The following is a 15,125-nucleotide window of genomic DNA, read 5'->3' on the forward strand; positions in this document are numbered from 1 at the left end:
CCGCAGCGAAGCATCGCAGCAATCGATATTTTGCACGCGGTCCCGGGTGGCTAAGATCGAATCCCCGGGCGGACGCCCGTCTCGTCAACCCGCCCGCCCGCCCCCGAATCATGGACAACCGCACGGATTTCCCTCCGCTCATATGGCTGCCGGAAAGCGAGCATCGCCGGCTCCCGGTGCGCGCGAAGGTGCTTGCGTTTGCCGATCCGGCGGCGTGCGCCGTGCTGCGCGACGCCGGCGCCGGGAAGGCCGCGCCCGTCTCCAGGTCGCCGCAGCAACGATGACACAAGCGGCCGAAGGCGTGTGCATCACGCGGATCAGCTTCCTGACGCCGGGCAACTATGCGGCGGACGATCCGTTGCCGGGCCTCGAGCAGACGCTCGACCTGTTCCGGATCGGCGAGGCGCTCGGCTACGACTGTGCATGGGTACGTCAACGCCATCTCGAGCGGGCCGTGTCGTCGGCGGCGACGTTTCTCGCGGCGGCGAGCCAGCACACGACCCGGATCGGGCTGGGCGCGGCCGTGATCCAGATGGGTTACGAGAATCCGTTCCGGCTGGCCGAGGATCTGGCGACCGTCGACATCCTCTCGCGCGGCCGCCTGAACGTCGGGCTCAGCGCGGGCGCGCCGCCGCATGGCGCACTGCTCGGCGACCGGTTGTTCGATGGCGCGCCGGAGCAGATCGACTTTTCGCACACACGCGTCGCACGGCTGCGCGCGAACCTGACGGGAGAGCTGCTCGGCGACGAACAGTGTTTCGTCGAATCGCCGGCCGGGCGCGAACGGCCGCGCGTGATGCCGTACGCGCCGGGACTGACACAGCGGCTCTGGTATGGCGGCGGCTCGCTGCGCTCGGCCGAATGGGCCGGTCGCAACGGCTTCAACCTGCTGATCGGCAATCTGAACGTCGGCGAGCGCACGGACGACTTCTTCGACACGCAGCGCAGCCACCTCGACGCGTTTCGTGCGAACTGGCGCGGCGCGCATCCACCGCGCATCGCGCTCGGGCGCGTGATCGTGCCGATCGACAGCGCGGATCAGGTCAGCCGCCGGCGTTATCGCGCGTTCGCCACGCAACGCGTCGAGCGCACGCGCGGCCCGCAAGGCCCGCGTCGCACGCTGTATGCGCAAGACCTGGTCGGCAGCGCCGCGGAAATCACCGAGCGCCTGCTCGCGGATCCGGTCGTACGGCAGATCGGCGAGTTACGCCTGGAGTTGCCGTACGATTTCGCGCCCGACGAGTACGAGCAGATCCTCACCGATTTCGTGCTGCATGTCGCGCCGCGTCTCGGCGGACAGACGAACAGGACCGCGGCGTAGCCGGGGCCCGGGAGCACGGAGAAGAATATGGAAAGCCGAAAATATTCGTTCCGGCCGACCAGGGGGACTGCGTTATGGTCACTGGCATGCGCGCCATGCGGCGCGTGCCTGCAGGCCATGCCGGACGACCCGACGCGAGCGCCGTCGGTTGCGCGATGCCGGCATGCGTCCTCCGGTCGAACCGAATCACGAGGAACGCGGATGAACGACAGAAGCGGACGAGGCGCGGCACGCGCCGCAAGCGACGATGGGTTGGCCGGAGTGGCGTCATGAGCCGCGGACGCAGACGCCTGAAAACGCTCGTCGGCGCGGCGAGCGTGCTGTACGCGCCCGGCGATCCGGACTCGGCCCAGGGCATGCGACGCGCGGCGTCGCTCGCACGCAAGGCGGAAGCCGAGAAGATCACCGGCCTCTTCACGGCCGACCTGCTGCAGGCCGATCCGGCCGGCCTCGCCGGCGCCACCGGCAGCCAGGAGCCGATCGTCGCGCTGGCGGCGCTGAGCCAGGCGACGTCGGCTATCGGGCTCGTCGCGACGGTGTCGACGACGTATCACCACCCGTACAACCTCGCGCGGCTGATCGGCACGCTCGATCACGTGAGCGGCGGGCGCGCCGCATGGAACGCGGTCACGTCGTCGGTCGGCGAGGAAAACTTCGGCAACGCCGCGTTGCCCGACCCGGAACAACGCTACGCGCGTGCGAGCGAATTCGTCGAGGTCGTCAACGCGCTGTTCGACGCGAACGATCCGGTCGCGACGCGGCGCACGCCGGCCGGCGGCATCTCGATCGACCCGCTCAAGCTCGGGGCGATCGACTACCGCGGCGCGTACTTCCAGGTGCAGGGGCCGCTGAACGTGCCGCCGTCGCCGCAACGGCGGCCCGTGCTGTTCCAGGCCGGGCAGTCGGCCAGCGGCGTGGCGCTCGGCGCGCGTTACGCGGAAGTCGTCTACACGTCGCAGCCGACGCTCGACGATGCGCGCGCGTTCGTCGCCGACCTGCACCGGCAGGCCACCGCGTTCGGTCGCGGCGACCGCTTGCCGTTCGTGATGAACTCGTTTCACGCGGTGATCGGCGAATCCGACGCCGACGTCGCGCGGCGGCTGCACGAGAAGCACGAACGCATCGATGACGAACAAGGCCGGCTGAAACTCGCCGACATGCTCGGCGGCGGCGTCGACCTGCGCGGCCTGCCGCTCGACCAGCCGCTGCCGGAAGCGCTGCTGCCGACGATCGACAGCGTGCATCGCCGGCGCGGCCGCGTGGCGATTTTCGTCAGCTACGCGCGGCAGCGGTTGACGCTGCGCGAGCTGATCATCCGCGCGCAGGAGACCGGTCACTGGTTCGCCGCCGGCACGCCGGAGCAACTCGCCGATGCGATCGAAACGCGCTATCGGGCGGGGCTCGTCGACGTGCTGTCGCTGCACGGGCTCGGCCAGCCGGACCAGGAAGATCTGCTGCTGAACGGGTTGCTGCCCGAGTTGCGCCGGCGCGATCTGCTCGATACCGATTACGTCGGCGGCGATTTCCGCGCGAATCTCGAACTGCCCGCGTGGCAGCGCGAGTTCGCGCCGGTGTGAACGGGCGGACGCAATCATGAGCGCAGTACGCGTACATCGAGCACATCGAGCGCCGTCGCAGCCCGTCCTGAGCGCCGCCGGCATCGCGAAACGGTTCGACGCAACTGTCGCGCTGGCGTCGCTCGACCTGTCGATCGCCGCCGGTGAAGTCGTCGCGCTGATGGGCGCGAACGGCGCGGGCAAATCGACCTTCGTGAAGATCCTGAGCGGTGTGATCCGGCCCGACGGCGGCACGCTGACGCTGCGCGGCGGACCCTATCGGCCGGCTTCGCCGCACGCGGCGAAGCGGCTCGGCGTCGCCACCGTGCACCAGTCGGTCGCCGACGCGGTCGTGCCGACGCTGTCGATCGCCGACAACCTGTTGCTCGACCGGCTGTGCGATCCGGCCTCGCCGTGGCGCGTGCCGCCGGCCGCGCGGCGCGCCGCGGCGCAACCGCTCGCCGGGCGCGTCGGGCTCGACGCCGACCTGTCGGCGCCGCTTGCGTCGCTGTCGTTGGCCGACCAGCAGCGCGTGACCCTGGCGCGCGCGCTCGCCGGGCAGCCCGGCCTGCTGATTCTCGACGAGCCGACCGCGAGCCTGTCCGCGCCGGAAGCGGAGCGGCTCTTCGCGCTGCTGGACGCGTTGCGCGACGACGGTGTCGCGATCCTGCTGGTGTCGCACCGGCTCGGCGACTTGCGCCGCATCGCCGATCGCGTCGCGATCGTCCGCGATGGCCGGATCGTCGCCGACCTGGCCGCGCCGGTCGATTTCGATGCCGCGGTGGAAACGATGATCGGGCGGCCGTTGCCGAAAGCGCGCGCGGCGGACGCGGGCCGCGCCGCGTCGTCGCCCGAAGCCGGCCTCGGCCTGCGGAACTTCAAGCTCATGCCGACCAGCGTCCCGTTCGACCTCGACGTCCGGCGCGGCGAGATCGTCGCGATCGCAGGCCCGGTCGGCGGCGGCAAGTCGCGCCTGGCCAGCGCGATCTTCGGCGCCGCGCGCCCGGCCGCCGGCGAGATGACGCTCGACGGCCGGCCGTGGCGGCCGCGCTCGCCGGCCGACGCCATTCGCGCCGGCGTGTTCCTGGCCGGCGAGGATCGCTGGCGCGCATCGCTGTTTCCCGACAGCGTGCCGTTCGCGTCGATCGCCGGCACGATCAGCTTTCCGTTCCTGTCGCGCTGGTTTGCGGGCGGCGCGGTGCGGCCGGCCCGTGAACGCGCGGCCGCCGCGGCCGCGATCGCTGCCTTCGGCATCCGCTGCACGGGCCCGGACGATCGGCTCGTGCGCCTGTCCGGCGGCAACCAGCAGAAAGTCGTGCTCGCGCGCTGGCACGCGGAGCGCGCAACGCTGCTGTTGCTCGACGAGCCGTTTCAGGGCATCGATGCCGGCGCGCGCGCCGATATCGTCGATACGCTGCGGCGCCACGCGCACGAGCGCGCGACGCTCGTGTTCGTCAGCGATCTCGAAGAGGCGGCCGACATCGCGGATCGCATCGTGCGGTTCGATCGCGCCACGCTCGACCGTCCGTTTTCGTCTTCCTCCTGAGTGACCGTGCCCCATGAAACCTGTTTCTTCTGCCCTGCCGCACGATGCGTTGCCTGGCCAACCGGCACGCCGCCCGGCGCCCGCCCGCATTCGCGCGGCGCTCGAACGCACGGGCATCCTGCTCGTGCTGGCCGTGCTCGTCGTCGTGTTCGCGCTCAGGGAGCCGGCGTTCCTGAACCTCGACAACCTGTTCAGCATTCTTCAGGCGGTGTCGATCGTCGCGCTGCTCGGCATCGGCGTGACGATCACGCTCGCGGCCGGCGGTTTCGACCTGTCGGTGGGCAGCGTGGCCGCGTCCGCGCAGATGGCCGCGAGCTACGTGCTGGTCGTCTGGCACGGCGGCACGCTTGCGGCGGTGGCCGCCTGCATCGCGCTCGGCGTGGCCGCCGGGCTGTTGAACGGCTTGCTGATTACGCGGCTGCGCGTGCCCGACCAGCTCGCGACGCTCGGCACGCTGTTCCTGCTGGCGGGCCTGCAACTGATCCCGACCGGCGGCCGGTCGCTCGCGACCGGTTCGGTGCTGCCCGACGGCACGGACGCAACGGGCGTGTTCCCCGCCGCGTTTCTCGCGCTCGGGCGCTTGCGCGTGTTCGACGTCGTGCCGTTGCCGGTGCTGCTGCTCGCGGCGGTGACGGTACTGGCCTGCGTCGCGATGGAAGCGACGCGCTGGGGCCGCGTGATTTACGCGATCGGCGGCAACGAAACGGCCGCGCGACTCGCCGGCGCGCCGGCCGCGCGTTACCGGGTCGCCGCGTATGTCGTGTCGGGCACGATCGCGTCGCTGGGCGGCGTGCTGATCGCCGCGCGGGTCGGACGCGGCGACGTGAGCGCCGGGCACTCGCTGCTGCTCGACGCGGTGGCCGCCGCGCTGGTGGGTTACGCGGTGTGGGGCGCCAAGCGGCCGAACGTGTTCGGCACGGTTGTGGGCGCGGTATTCGTGGGCGTGCTGCTCAACGGGCTCACGATGCTGAACGCGCCGTACTACATGCAGGACTTCATCAAGGGCGTGTTGCTGGTGCTCGCGCTGGCGTTCACGTTCGGCATCGGCCGCCGTGCCGACGCGCGTGGGTGAAGGGGCAGGGCGCACGGCGCGGCGTCTGCAGTCAATCCGGGGCGTCGTTCCGGACCATCGATTCCCGCGACGGTTATCACGCGTGCGCCCGATTGCGGGTTCCCGCATCGAAGCGCCGCCGCTGCAATCGGTTGGATATCCGAAGGAATATCCATTTCAGAATCGCTCGGTTTGAGCGTGCCGGTCGCGCTGATAGATTGTGCGGATATCGTCCCCCACGGAGACAGGCAGACCATGCGATCGTCGCTTCGCCGCAAGTCACGCATCGACCGGACGGTCGGCGCGCTCACGCTGTTTTTCGCCGCTGCATCGGCCGCGCTCGCACCCGCGGCGCACGCCGGCCCACTCACCGGCGCGCCCGCGCCGTTCGACAAGGGCGGCGTGAAGATCGCGCTCGTCAACTATCTGTCGACCGGCGACTTCTTCCAGGCCTACGAGGCCGGCGCGCAGAAGCAGGCGAAGGCGCTCGGCGTCGATCTGCGCATCTACGAGGGCCGGCAGGATGCGGCCGAGCAGCGCGAGCAGATCCAGCAGGCGATCAGCGTCGGCGTGTCCGCGATCATCGTCAATCACGGGTTGCCCGAATCGTTGAAGGACGTCGTCCAGCGCGCGCTGGACAAGGGGATCAAGGTCGTCGCATTCGACGTCGATCTCGGCAATCCGAAGGTGCCGCAAATCGAGCAGAGCGATCGTGACCTGGCCAACCTGTTGCTCGGCCAGGCGGTCAAGGACAACGGCGACGCATTCGCGGCCGGTTATGTGTATGTCGCCGGCTTTGCGCCGCTCGACCGGCGCGATGCCGCATGGCGCGACTTCAAGCGCGCGCACCCGAAGGTGCAGGAAAAGGCGCGCTGGGGCACCGTCGACAATCCGATCGCGCAATCGGTCGCGAATCAGGCGGCGGCGGTTTATCGCGCGAATCCCGACATCCGCGTCGTGTTCGCGCCTTACGACGAGTTCGCGCGCGGCGCGAAGCTCGCCGCGGACGAAGCGAAGCTGTCGTCGAGGATCCGCATCTACAGCGCGGATATCTCGACCTCCGACATCGAGGCCATTCGCGCGCCGAACAGCGCGTGGGTCGCGACGGCCGCGACCAATCCCGCGGTGGTCGGCGCCGTGTCGGTGCGGGCCGCCGCGCTGCTCGTCGCCGGCCAGGACCCGGGCGCGCGCATCGTCGTCAAGCCGACGCTGATCACGCGCGACGATCTCGTGAAAAACGATATCCGGACCGTGGCCGAACTCGGCGCGAAATTCCCGGCGTTCCGCGCGAGCGACGCGGCGAGCGCCGCATGGATTCCGAAGGCGGACTGAGCGCCGCCGACAGCGGGCGGCAGACGCCGCCCCGTACGAAGCACAACCGACAGACTGACGACCCGACGACCCGGCCATGACGACCCTGAACGACTATCTCGCCCAAAAACGCGCCGCCTGGCGCGCGAAGCAGGAAGCGGCGCGCAACGATCCCGATTTCAAGGCGACGCCGCTGAGGGCGACCGTGCGTGCGCTCGGCCGCAGCGGTGTGCGCGAGATCCGCATTCGCGACTTCCAGGTGATCAGCGACAGTCCGCCCGATTTCGCGGGCTACAACCTCGGGCCCGCGTCGCCGGAGTTGCAGCTCGGTGTGCTGGGCAGCTGCCTCACGCACATCACGCTGATCCAGGCCGCCGAGCGCGGCCTGAAGATCGATGCGATCGAGGTGGAGGTGACCGGCGATCAGCACCCGCTTGCGCAGCAGCCGGGTTTCGAGCATGTGCCGGTGTTTCCGCACAACCTGCGCTATACGCTCGATATCGTGTCGCCCGAGCCGCCCGACGCGATTCGCGCGCTGCATCAGGCGGTCGAAGCGGTCTGCCCGATCTTCAACCTGCTGAGGTTGCCGCAGACCATCGACGGCGAACTGCGACACACCCGTGTGTGACGTGCCGGGGCACACGCTCCGCAAGATGTGCCGGAACGCGGCGACAGCGCATGCCGGGGGTTGACCATCCGCGCTGCGCGGTGACGATGGCCGATGCGCGTGCCGCGTTCCGGGCTCCCTGGATATCGCCTGGCATTCTGCACAACGAAGGAATCCGATGAGTTCGATCGATCTGAACGCGGTTACGCCGGTATCGGCGCCCATCCGCTCCGCAAGCGACGTGGCGCGCCTGATCAATACGACGGACAGTTCCGTCAGCCATGCGCGGATGATCGTGTTGCTGGCGCTGGGCGGCGTGTTTCTCGATGCGTATGACCTGACGACGTTGTCCTACGGCATCGACGACGTAGCGCGTGAATTCGGCCTGACGCCCGCACTGACCGGGCTGGTCGGTTCGGCGATCATGATCGGCACGATCTTCGGCAGCCTGATCGGCGGATGGCTGACCGACAGGATCGGCCGTTACCAGGTGTTCATGGCCGACATGCTGTTTTTCGTGATCGCGGCGATCGCGGCCGGGCTTGCACCGAACGTGTGGGTGCTGATCGGCGCGCGCTTCGTGATGGGGCTCGGGGTCGGCATCGATCTGCCCGTCGCGATGGCGTTTCTCGCGGAATTCTCCCGGTTCGACGGCCGCGGCAACAAGGCGTCGCGGCTCGCCGCGTGGTGCCCGATGTGGTACGTGGCGTCGTCGGTCTGCTTCCTGCTGATCTTCGGCCTGTATTTCCTGCTGCCGGCCGAGCATGCGGGATGGCTGTGGCGTGCGTCGCTGATCTTCGGTGCCGTGCCCGCGCTCGTCATCATCCTGTTCCGGAATCGCTTCATGAACGAATCGCCGCTGTGGGCGGCGAACCAGGGCGACCTCGCCAATGCCGCGCGCATCCTTCGCGAGTCGTACGGCATTCACGCGCACGAAGCGGAGGATGCGCCGCGTGAACCGGGCCAGCCGCCCGTGCGGATAAGCATGCTGTTCCAGCGTCCGTATCTCGGGCGCACGATCGTCGCCAGCGTGATGAACCTGTGCATCCCGTTCGAATACACGGCGATTGCGTTCTTCCTGCCGTCGATCCTGTCGCAGTTTCTCGGCGCGGGCGTGTTCGAGACGATCGCGGCGTCGCTCGCGCTGAACGTCCTGTTCGCGTTGACCGGCGGCTTGCTGGGCATGCGCCTCGCGTATCGATATCCGTCGCGTCATGTGGCGATCGCGGGTTTCGCGCTGCAGTTCGTCGCGCTCGTCGCGCTTGCGCTGGCGGGGCATCCGCACGGCGCGCTCGCGATCGGCGTCGTGCTGCTGATGCTCGGCACCTGGCTGTTCGCCGAGGGTTTCGGACCGGGCGCGCAGATGATGATCTACCCCGCCTTGTCCTATCCGGCGGCGATCCGCGGCACCGGCGTCGGGTTCGGGCGTTCGCTGTGCGGCATCGGCCAGGCGCTTGCGCTGTTCGTGCTGCCGATCCTGCAGGCCCGTCTCGGCACGGACATGTTCTGGGTCGTCGCGATCAGCGCGGCCACGCCGATCGTGTTCCTGTTGATCGTGCGTTACGAGCCGACGGCGCGCGACGTCGACGACGAGGACGGTGCGTGAACGCGCGCGGGGGCGTCAATGCCCGCTGGAAAACGCAAACGGCTTCGTCGAACCGCACGAAGCCGTTTGTGCTGAAGCCGGTCGACCCGCCAAGGGCAGGCCGGCCTCGACATCTCGCTACGCGCTGACCGCCTCCCGCTCGACATCGCGCTTGACCTGCTCGATATCGCGAAACCGTGCGGCCGGATGTTCGTCCGGCAAGCGCGCCGCGCCGCCGAACAGCTTCTCGCGCAGCGTGCCCGGCGCATACTGCGTCGGATAGACGCCGCGGCGCTGCAGTTCGGGAACGAGGTGGCGCACGACGTCTTCGAACGTTTCGTGGGCCACCGCGTACGCGAGATTGAAACCGTCCACGTCGGTCTCGGCAACCCATTCCTGCAGGATGTCCGCCACGGTCGCCGCCGACCCGACGAACACCGGGCCCAGTCCGCCGATGCCGCCCCATGCCGCCAGCGCCTCGATCGTCCATGCGGTGTCGCCGCCCGACAGGTGCTCGACCGCCGAAACGATCGCGTTCGTTTCGACGCGCCTGACGGGATCGGTCGGCGCGTACTCGCCGAAGTCGATGCCGGTCCAGCCGGACATGAACACCAGCGAGCCGTCGTACGACACATAGCGGCGGTACTCGTCGAACTTGGCCTGCGCCTTCTCGTCGGTTTCGTCGACGATCACCGTGACGAGGTTGTAGATCAGCACCTTGCGCGGATCGCGTCCCGCGGCGGCGGCCTGCGCGCGCACGTCGGCCACGTAGCGCGCGAGCTGCTCGCGGGACGGCGCGGCGACGAACACGCATTCCGCGTGCTGCGCGGCGAACGTCTTGCCGGGGCCGGACGCGCCGGCCTGGAACAGCACCGGCGTGCGCTGCGGCGAGGGTTCGCACAGATGGTAGCCGGGGACGTCGAAGAAGCGGCCCTTGTGACCGATCTCGTGCACCTTCCCGGGATGCGTGAACACGCGGCCGTCACGATCGCGCACCACCGCGCCGTCTTCCCAGCTGCCTTCGAACAGCTTGTACAGTACCTCGACGTATTCGGCCGCGACCGCATAACGATCGTCGTGCGTGCGCAAACCGTGATCGCCGACGTTCTTCGCGCCGCTTTCCAGGTAGGACGTGACGATGTTCCAGGCGAGCCGGCCCTTGGTGTGATGGTCGGCGGTCGACAGCCGGCGCGCGAACGTGTACGGGTGCTCGAACGTCGTCGACGCGGTGATGCCGATGCCGAGATGCTCGGTCGCCATCGCGATCGGCGCGGCGAGCTGCAGCGGATCGTTGACCGGGATCTGCGCGGCCTGGTGCAGCGCGTGGTAGTTGCTGCCCTGGTAGACGTCGTAATAGCCGATCACGTCCGCGATGAAGATCGCGTCGAAGATTCCGCGCTCGAGCACGCGGGCGAGGTCGGTCCAGTAGTCGAGATCCTTGTACTGCCACGAACGGTCGCGCGGGTGCGCCCACAGGCCGGGCGACTGGTGGCCGACGCAGTTCATCTCGAACGCGTTGAAGCGGATGGCCTTGCTCATTGCGCGACTCCCGGTTCCGTGCTCGCGGGTGCGCCGCTGCCGACACGCCAGACGAACGGCGGCGTGCGGCCGTTGATGATCCAGTCGCCGACGATCCGGGCCTTGTAGACCAGCGGATTGTGCGACGACACGGTACGCGCGTTACGCCAATGCCGGTCGAGCGCGGTCGTGCTGCGCGTGGCGGACGCGCCGAGCGCATCGAACAGGCGCGTCGCGGCGCGCAGCACGAGTTCGGACACGACGAGCTGGCTCTGCGCGGATTCGATCTCGGCCGTGACGTTCGCGTCGTGCTCGGCCTGTTCGTCGCCGCCGAAGCGCGCTGCGTAGGCCAGCTGCAGCGGCTGTGCAGCGCGCAGCGCGAGCGCGTCGGCCGCATAGGCCCACGACGCGATCTCGCCGATCACCTGCTGCAGCTGCGCGTCGTCGCCCGCACGCGACGCGTTGCCGTGGCTGTACACGCGGGTGCGCGTGCGCACGAGTTCGCCCGCGTCGCGCACGATCGCGTGGCCGATGCCGGCCAGCGTCGCGACGTGGAACAGTTGGTAGAACGCGGTCTGGTACTTGAAGCGGCGTGAGAAATCGATCACGTTGTCGGCGTCGATCGCCGCATTCTCGAAGCGCGTCGTGCCGCTACCGGTGGTTGTCTGGCCGAAGCCGTCCCAGTCGTCCTTGCGGATCACGCCGGGTTGCGCGGTCGCGACGGCGACGATCACGTCGCTGCCGTCGTACGCGCGCTGCGCGAACACGTCGATCCAGTCGGCGAACAGGCTGCCGGTGCTGTAGAACTTCCGCCCGTTCAGCACAAGGCGGCCGTCTTGCTCCGACACCTTCGTGACGGTCTGGCCGAGCGGCACGTCGCCGGCTTCCGACCATGCGTTGCCGACGAGCTGGCCGCTTGCGAAGCGGTCGAACCAGATCGTGCGTTGCGGGCCGGACGGTGCGTTCAGCCAGTCCTCGACGAACGCGAAGTGCCCGCGCAGCGCCTGCGGCAGATTGGAATCGGCGGCGGCGAGCTCGATCAGCAACCGGAACAGCTGCGGCAGCGATGCGCCGGCGCCGCCGTCCCGTACCGGCAGCCGTACCGCGCCGAAGCCGGCTGCCTTCAGCCAGCTGATCGCTTCGTGCGGCAGTTCGCGGCGGCGTTCGCGTTCGGCGGTGCCTGCGGCGATGCGGTCGAATATCGGCCGGAACCGGCTCGCGAGTGCGTCGTAGTCGGTGCCGGTGGAAAGGTCGGGGTCTGCGTGCGACGAAGTCATGCGGTTTTCCTCGAAGGGCGGGGCCGTTTGCCGGGCAGGCCAGTATAGGAAGCGCGGCGCGGGCGTTCCAATAACCGATTCGCAGATCGTTATCGTCGATCGGCATTACGCGAGCAGGCCGGGGACGCATCGGCGCCCGGGCATCGATTGCGACGCCGAAGCGCGCTGTCGCCAGGCGGGAATCGCGATGTCATTTGTCATCCGAAGGAATATCGTTACGAGAATCGCTCGGTTTGCCGGCCCGCGACGCGCTGCTAGATTGAACGCTTTCGCCATTCGACAGGAGAGTTCGATGTCAGAGACGAGCACCACGATTCAGGCGCGGCCGGCCGATGCGAAACCGCAGGTGGCCCGGGTGATCGCCGACGACGCGCAGGCGATCGCCGCCGCGCATGCGCTTGCGCAGCGGCTCGCGGAGGGCGCGGCCGAGCGGGATCGGGAGCGCCGGTTGCCGCGCGACGAGATCGAATGGTTTTCGCAGTCGGGGCTCTGGGCGATCACGGTGCCGAAGGCATACGGCGGCGCGGGTGTATCGCATGTGACGCTCGTCGAGGTGATCAGGATCGTCGCGGCCGCCGATGCGTCGCTCGGGCAGCTGCCGCAGAATCATTTCGGGCTGGTCGACGTGATCGCGCTGACCGGCACCGACGCGCAGAAGCGCCATTTCTTCGCGGAAGTGCTGAGCGGCAAGCGGTTCGGCAACGGCTTCTCGGAGAAGGGCACGAAGCACGTGCTCGATCTGAAGACGTGCGTGCGCCGCGACGGCGGCGACTATGTCGTCGACGGCACGAAGTTCTACTCGACGGGCGCGCTGTTCGCGCATTACGTACCGGTGCTCGGCCTCGACGACGCGCGGCAGGCGTGGCTTGCCTACGTGCCGCAACCGACGCCGGGGCTGACCGTGATCGACGACTGGTCGGGGTTCGGCCAGCGCACGACCGCGAGCGGCACGGTGGTGCTCGACGGCGTGCGCGTGCCCGCATCGCACGTGTTGCCCGCGCAGCGCGTGTCGGACGAGCCGACGCTCAACGGCCCGCTGTCGCAGATCATCCAGGCGGCAATCGATGCCGGCATTGCCGAGGCGGCCATCGACGATACGCTGGCGTTCGTGCGTACCCGCACGCGGCCGTGGGTCGACAGCGGCGTCGAGCGGGCGGCCGACGATCCGCTGATCCTTCGCGAGATCGGCCGTCTGCACGTCCAGCTTCACGCGGCGCAAGCGCTGCTCGAACGGGCGGCGCGCACGCTCGACGAGATCGGCGCGCGCGGCACGGTGACCGAGGACGATGTTGCGCGCGCATCCGTCGCGGTCGGCGAAGCGAAGGTGCTGACGACCGAGATCGCACTGCTCGCGGGCGAAAAGCTGTTCGAGCTGGCCGGCACGCAATCGACGCTCGCCGAGCACAACCTCGACCGGCACTGGCGCAACGCGCGCACGCATACGCTGCACGATCCGGTGCGCTGGAAATATCACCTGGTCGGTAACTACTACCTGAACGGCGTGCGTCCGGCGCGCCATGCGTGGAATTGAGTCGCTCGCGATCCGGATGCTGACCGACGGGCGTGTCGCACCGTAGACGGTGGTCCTTCATCGAAGCGAGCGCCCGACCGGCGGCGGGTTCGTCGCCGCAAGAAAATCGTTCGGCTGCTCGTGTTTGTACCGGTCGATCCCGCTCGCCGGACGGGCCGGCGTTGGCCCGCGGGTCATTCGACATCGCTGGCCGGATCGCCGACAATCCGGCGTGTGCACCGCGCCCGCGCGTGCAAGGCCCGCCCGAGAGAGTCTCCCCCATGACCGGAATATCCATCAGGTCCGCCAACCTGGACGACGCGCAGGCGATCGCCGATTTTCACGTGAAGGTCTGGCGGCATACCTATCGGGATCTCGCACCCGCGCAAGCGCACGCCGTCCTCGACGAGGACTATCGCGGCAGGACATGGAAGGAAAAGCTGGCGTCGAACGACGGCAACCAGCTGGTGCTCATTGCTGAGTCCGACGGCAGGATCGTCGGAATCGGCGCGGCCGGCGCGCCGTCGGAACCGATCTTCGGCGGCCGGGGCGAGATCAAGTTCCTGTATGTCGATCCTGAATTCAAGCGTCGCGGCATCGGCCGCACGCTGCTTGCACAGCTCGCGACGCATTTGGGAAAGTTGCGGTATCAGGGCGCCGCGTTGAGTGTCGTCAAGGGAAACGCGTCTGCGATCGCCTTCTACGAGGCGCTGAATGGCCGGCTTGCAGGCGAGTACATCGATGCGGGGCCGATCTGGCGATCGCAGAACATCGTCATGGTGTGGGACGACCTGACGAATCTCATCGGCTGACCTCAACCCCGCCTGATCCCGCCCGACGACGTACATCACGCGAGGCAGGCACGCAGCCACGACGTGAACGCGGTCACGAGCGGCGTCTCGGTCAGCTCGTGACGCGTGACGAGATAGTACGCATGGCGTGACGGCACCGTTGCGCTGAACGGCCGCACGAGCGTGCCGTCGATCAGGTCGTCGCGCACCGACAGGCTGTCGCCGAGCGCGACGCCTTGCCCGTGCACCGCGGCTTCGACGCCGATGTGCGCGTTGCCGATTTCGAGGATGCGGATGCCCGGCAGCTTGTCGGCGTTCGCTTCCGCCAGCCAGCGCATCCACGAGCCCGCATGCTCGCAGAACAGCGTGCGTCCCGCGAGATCCTGCACCTTGCGGATCGCATCGGGCCCGTTCATCAACGCCGGGCTCACGACCGGGAACAGCGCCGGATGCTCGAGTAGCTCGACGCGCCGGTTGCGCCAGTTGCCTTCCCCATAGCGGATGCAGACGTCGACGTCCGACGAATAGATCTCGCGATCGTCGTTCGACGGAATCACCTTCAGATGAATGCCCGGATAACGCTCGAGAAAATCGCCGATGTGCCGGGCGAGCCAGCGCGATGTCAGCGACAGCGGCGTCGACACGACGAGATCGCCGACGGCGACCGGCGAATCGAGCCTGACGGTGGCGTTCGCGATCATGTCGAACGCGGCGCCGACCGGCTCCAGCAGCGCCTCGCCTTCGGGCGTGAGCTTCACGCGCGCCTTTGATCGGACGAATAGCGCGACGCCGAGCGTGCTTTCGAGAATGCGGATCTGGTGGCTGACCGCGCTCGCGGTCACGTGGAGTTCGTCGGCCGCCGCCGACACGGTGCCACGCCGGGCGGCGGCTTCGAATGCGCGAAGCGGGTTCAGCGGGGGCAGGCGGTTGCGCATCGGTGGGTGCGTCGGAGGCGACGGTGCTGAGAAAAATTCCATTTAAGCGGAGTCAATTTCTCGCTACAACAAAAAAAATTGAATGCCTACAGTGGGGGCAATCCAACCGAGTCGAGG

12 protein-coding genes and 1 pseudogene are annotated in these 15,125 nt (G+C 68.6%); 10 read left to right on the forward strand and 3 right to left on the reverse strand.

Annotated features, from left to right (window positions below; translation table 11 throughout):
* The 8 genes and pseudogenes from VL15_RS43265 to VL15_RS27660 all read left to right on the forward strand — a co-directional run.
* Positions 1-284: pseudogene (locus tag VL15_RS43265) on the forward strand (hypothetical protein); the annotation flags it as partial.
* Positions 281-1,321, forward strand: a complete 1,041-nt coding sequence (locus VL15_RS27630; RefSeq protein WP_048249850.1) for an LLM class flavin-dependent oxidoreductase — start codon at positions 281-283, stop codon at positions 1,319-1,321. The pseudogene VL15_RS43265 and the gene VL15_RS27630, both read left to right, overlap by 4 nt.
* A gap of 269 nt (positions 1,322-1,590) precedes the next feature.
* Positions 1,591-2,898, forward strand: a complete 1,308-nt coding sequence (locus VL15_RS27635; RefSeq protein ID WP_048249851.1) for an NtaA/DmoA family FMN-dependent monooxygenase — start codon at positions 1,591-1,593, stop codon at positions 2,896-2,898.
* Positions 2,899-2,914: 16 nt separating this feature from the next.
* A complete protein-coding gene (locus VL15_RS27640; protein ID WP_048249852.1) occupies positions 2,915-4,423 on the forward strand; it encodes a sugar ABC transporter ATP-binding protein in 1,509 nt (502 codons plus the stop codon).
* Positions 4,424-4,436: 13 nt separating this feature from the next.
* Complete coding sequence (locus VL15_RS27645) at positions 4,437-5,495, forward strand: ABC transporter permease (RefSeq protein ID WP_048249853.1); 1,059 nt, start codon at positions 4,437-4,439, stop codon at positions 5,493-5,495.
* Positions 5,496-5,729: 234 nt separating this feature from the next.
* Positions 5,730-6,806, forward strand: coding sequence for a substrate-binding domain-containing protein (locus VL15_RS27650; RefSeq protein WP_048249854.1), 1,077 nt, complete (start codon positions 5,730-5,732; stop codon positions 6,804-6,806).
* 76 nt (positions 6,807-6,882) lie between these two features.
* Positions 6,883-7,413: an OsmC family protein gene (locus VL15_RS27655; RefSeq protein WP_048249855.1), complete on the forward strand. Its 531-nt coding sequence runs from the start codon at positions 6,883-6,885 to the stop codon at positions 7,411-7,413.
* A gap of 157 nt (positions 7,414-7,570) precedes the next feature.
* Positions 7,571-8,998 (forward strand): MFS transporter, encoded by a 1,428-nt coding sequence (locus VL15_RS27660; RefSeq protein ID WP_048249856.1) that lies wholly within the window; start codon positions 7,571-7,573, stop codon positions 8,996-8,998.
* A 117-nt stretch (positions 8,999-9,115) separates the two neighbouring features.
* On the opposite strand, the gene VL15_RS27665 is transcribed toward VL15_RS27660, so the two are convergent.
* Positions 9,116-10,516 (reverse strand): LLM class flavin-dependent oxidoreductase, encoded by a 1,401-nt coding sequence (locus VL15_RS27665; protein ID WP_048249857.1) that lies wholly within the window; start codon positions 10,514-10,516, stop codon positions 9,116-9,118.
* Positions 10,513-11,772, reverse strand: coding sequence for an acyl-CoA dehydrogenase family protein (locus VL15_RS27670; RefSeq protein ID WP_048249858.1), 1,260 nt, complete (start codon positions 11,770-11,772; stop codon positions 10,513-10,515). The genes VL15_RS27665 and VL15_RS27670 overlap by 4 nt, the downstream gene beginning before the upstream one ends.
* Before the next feature lie 292 nt (positions 11,773-12,064).
* Here VL15_RS27670 and VL15_RS27675 point away from each other — a divergent pair, with 292 nt between their 5' ends.
* Positions 12,065-13,303, forward strand: a complete 1,239-nt coding sequence (locus tag VL15_RS27675) for an SfnB family sulfur acquisition oxidoreductase (protein ID WP_048249859.1) — start codon at positions 12,065-12,067, stop codon at positions 13,301-13,303.
* Positions 13,304-13,464: 161 nt separating this feature from the next.
* Positions 13,465-14,094, forward strand: coding sequence for a GNAT family N-acetyltransferase (locus VL15_RS27680; RefSeq protein WP_230684531.1), 630 nt, complete (start codon positions 13,465-13,467; stop codon positions 14,092-14,094).
* A gap of 35 nt (positions 14,095-14,129) precedes the next feature.
* Here the strand turns inward: VL15_RS27680 and VL15_RS27685 are convergent, their stop codons facing one another.
* The gene (locus VL15_RS27685) at positions 14,130-15,008 is read right to left on the reverse strand and encodes a LysR substrate-binding domain-containing protein (protein ID WP_048249863.1); all 879 of its coding nucleotides are present in this window, start codon (positions 15,006-15,008) and stop codon (positions 14,130-14,132) included.
* Positions 15,009-15,125: the final 117 nt, after the last annotated feature.

It is taken from the genome of Burkholderia cepacia, from assembly GCF_001039005.1.
Classification (GTDB): Bacteria; Pseudomonadota; Gammaproteobacteria; order Burkholderiales; family Burkholderiaceae; genus Burkholderia; species Burkholderia theae.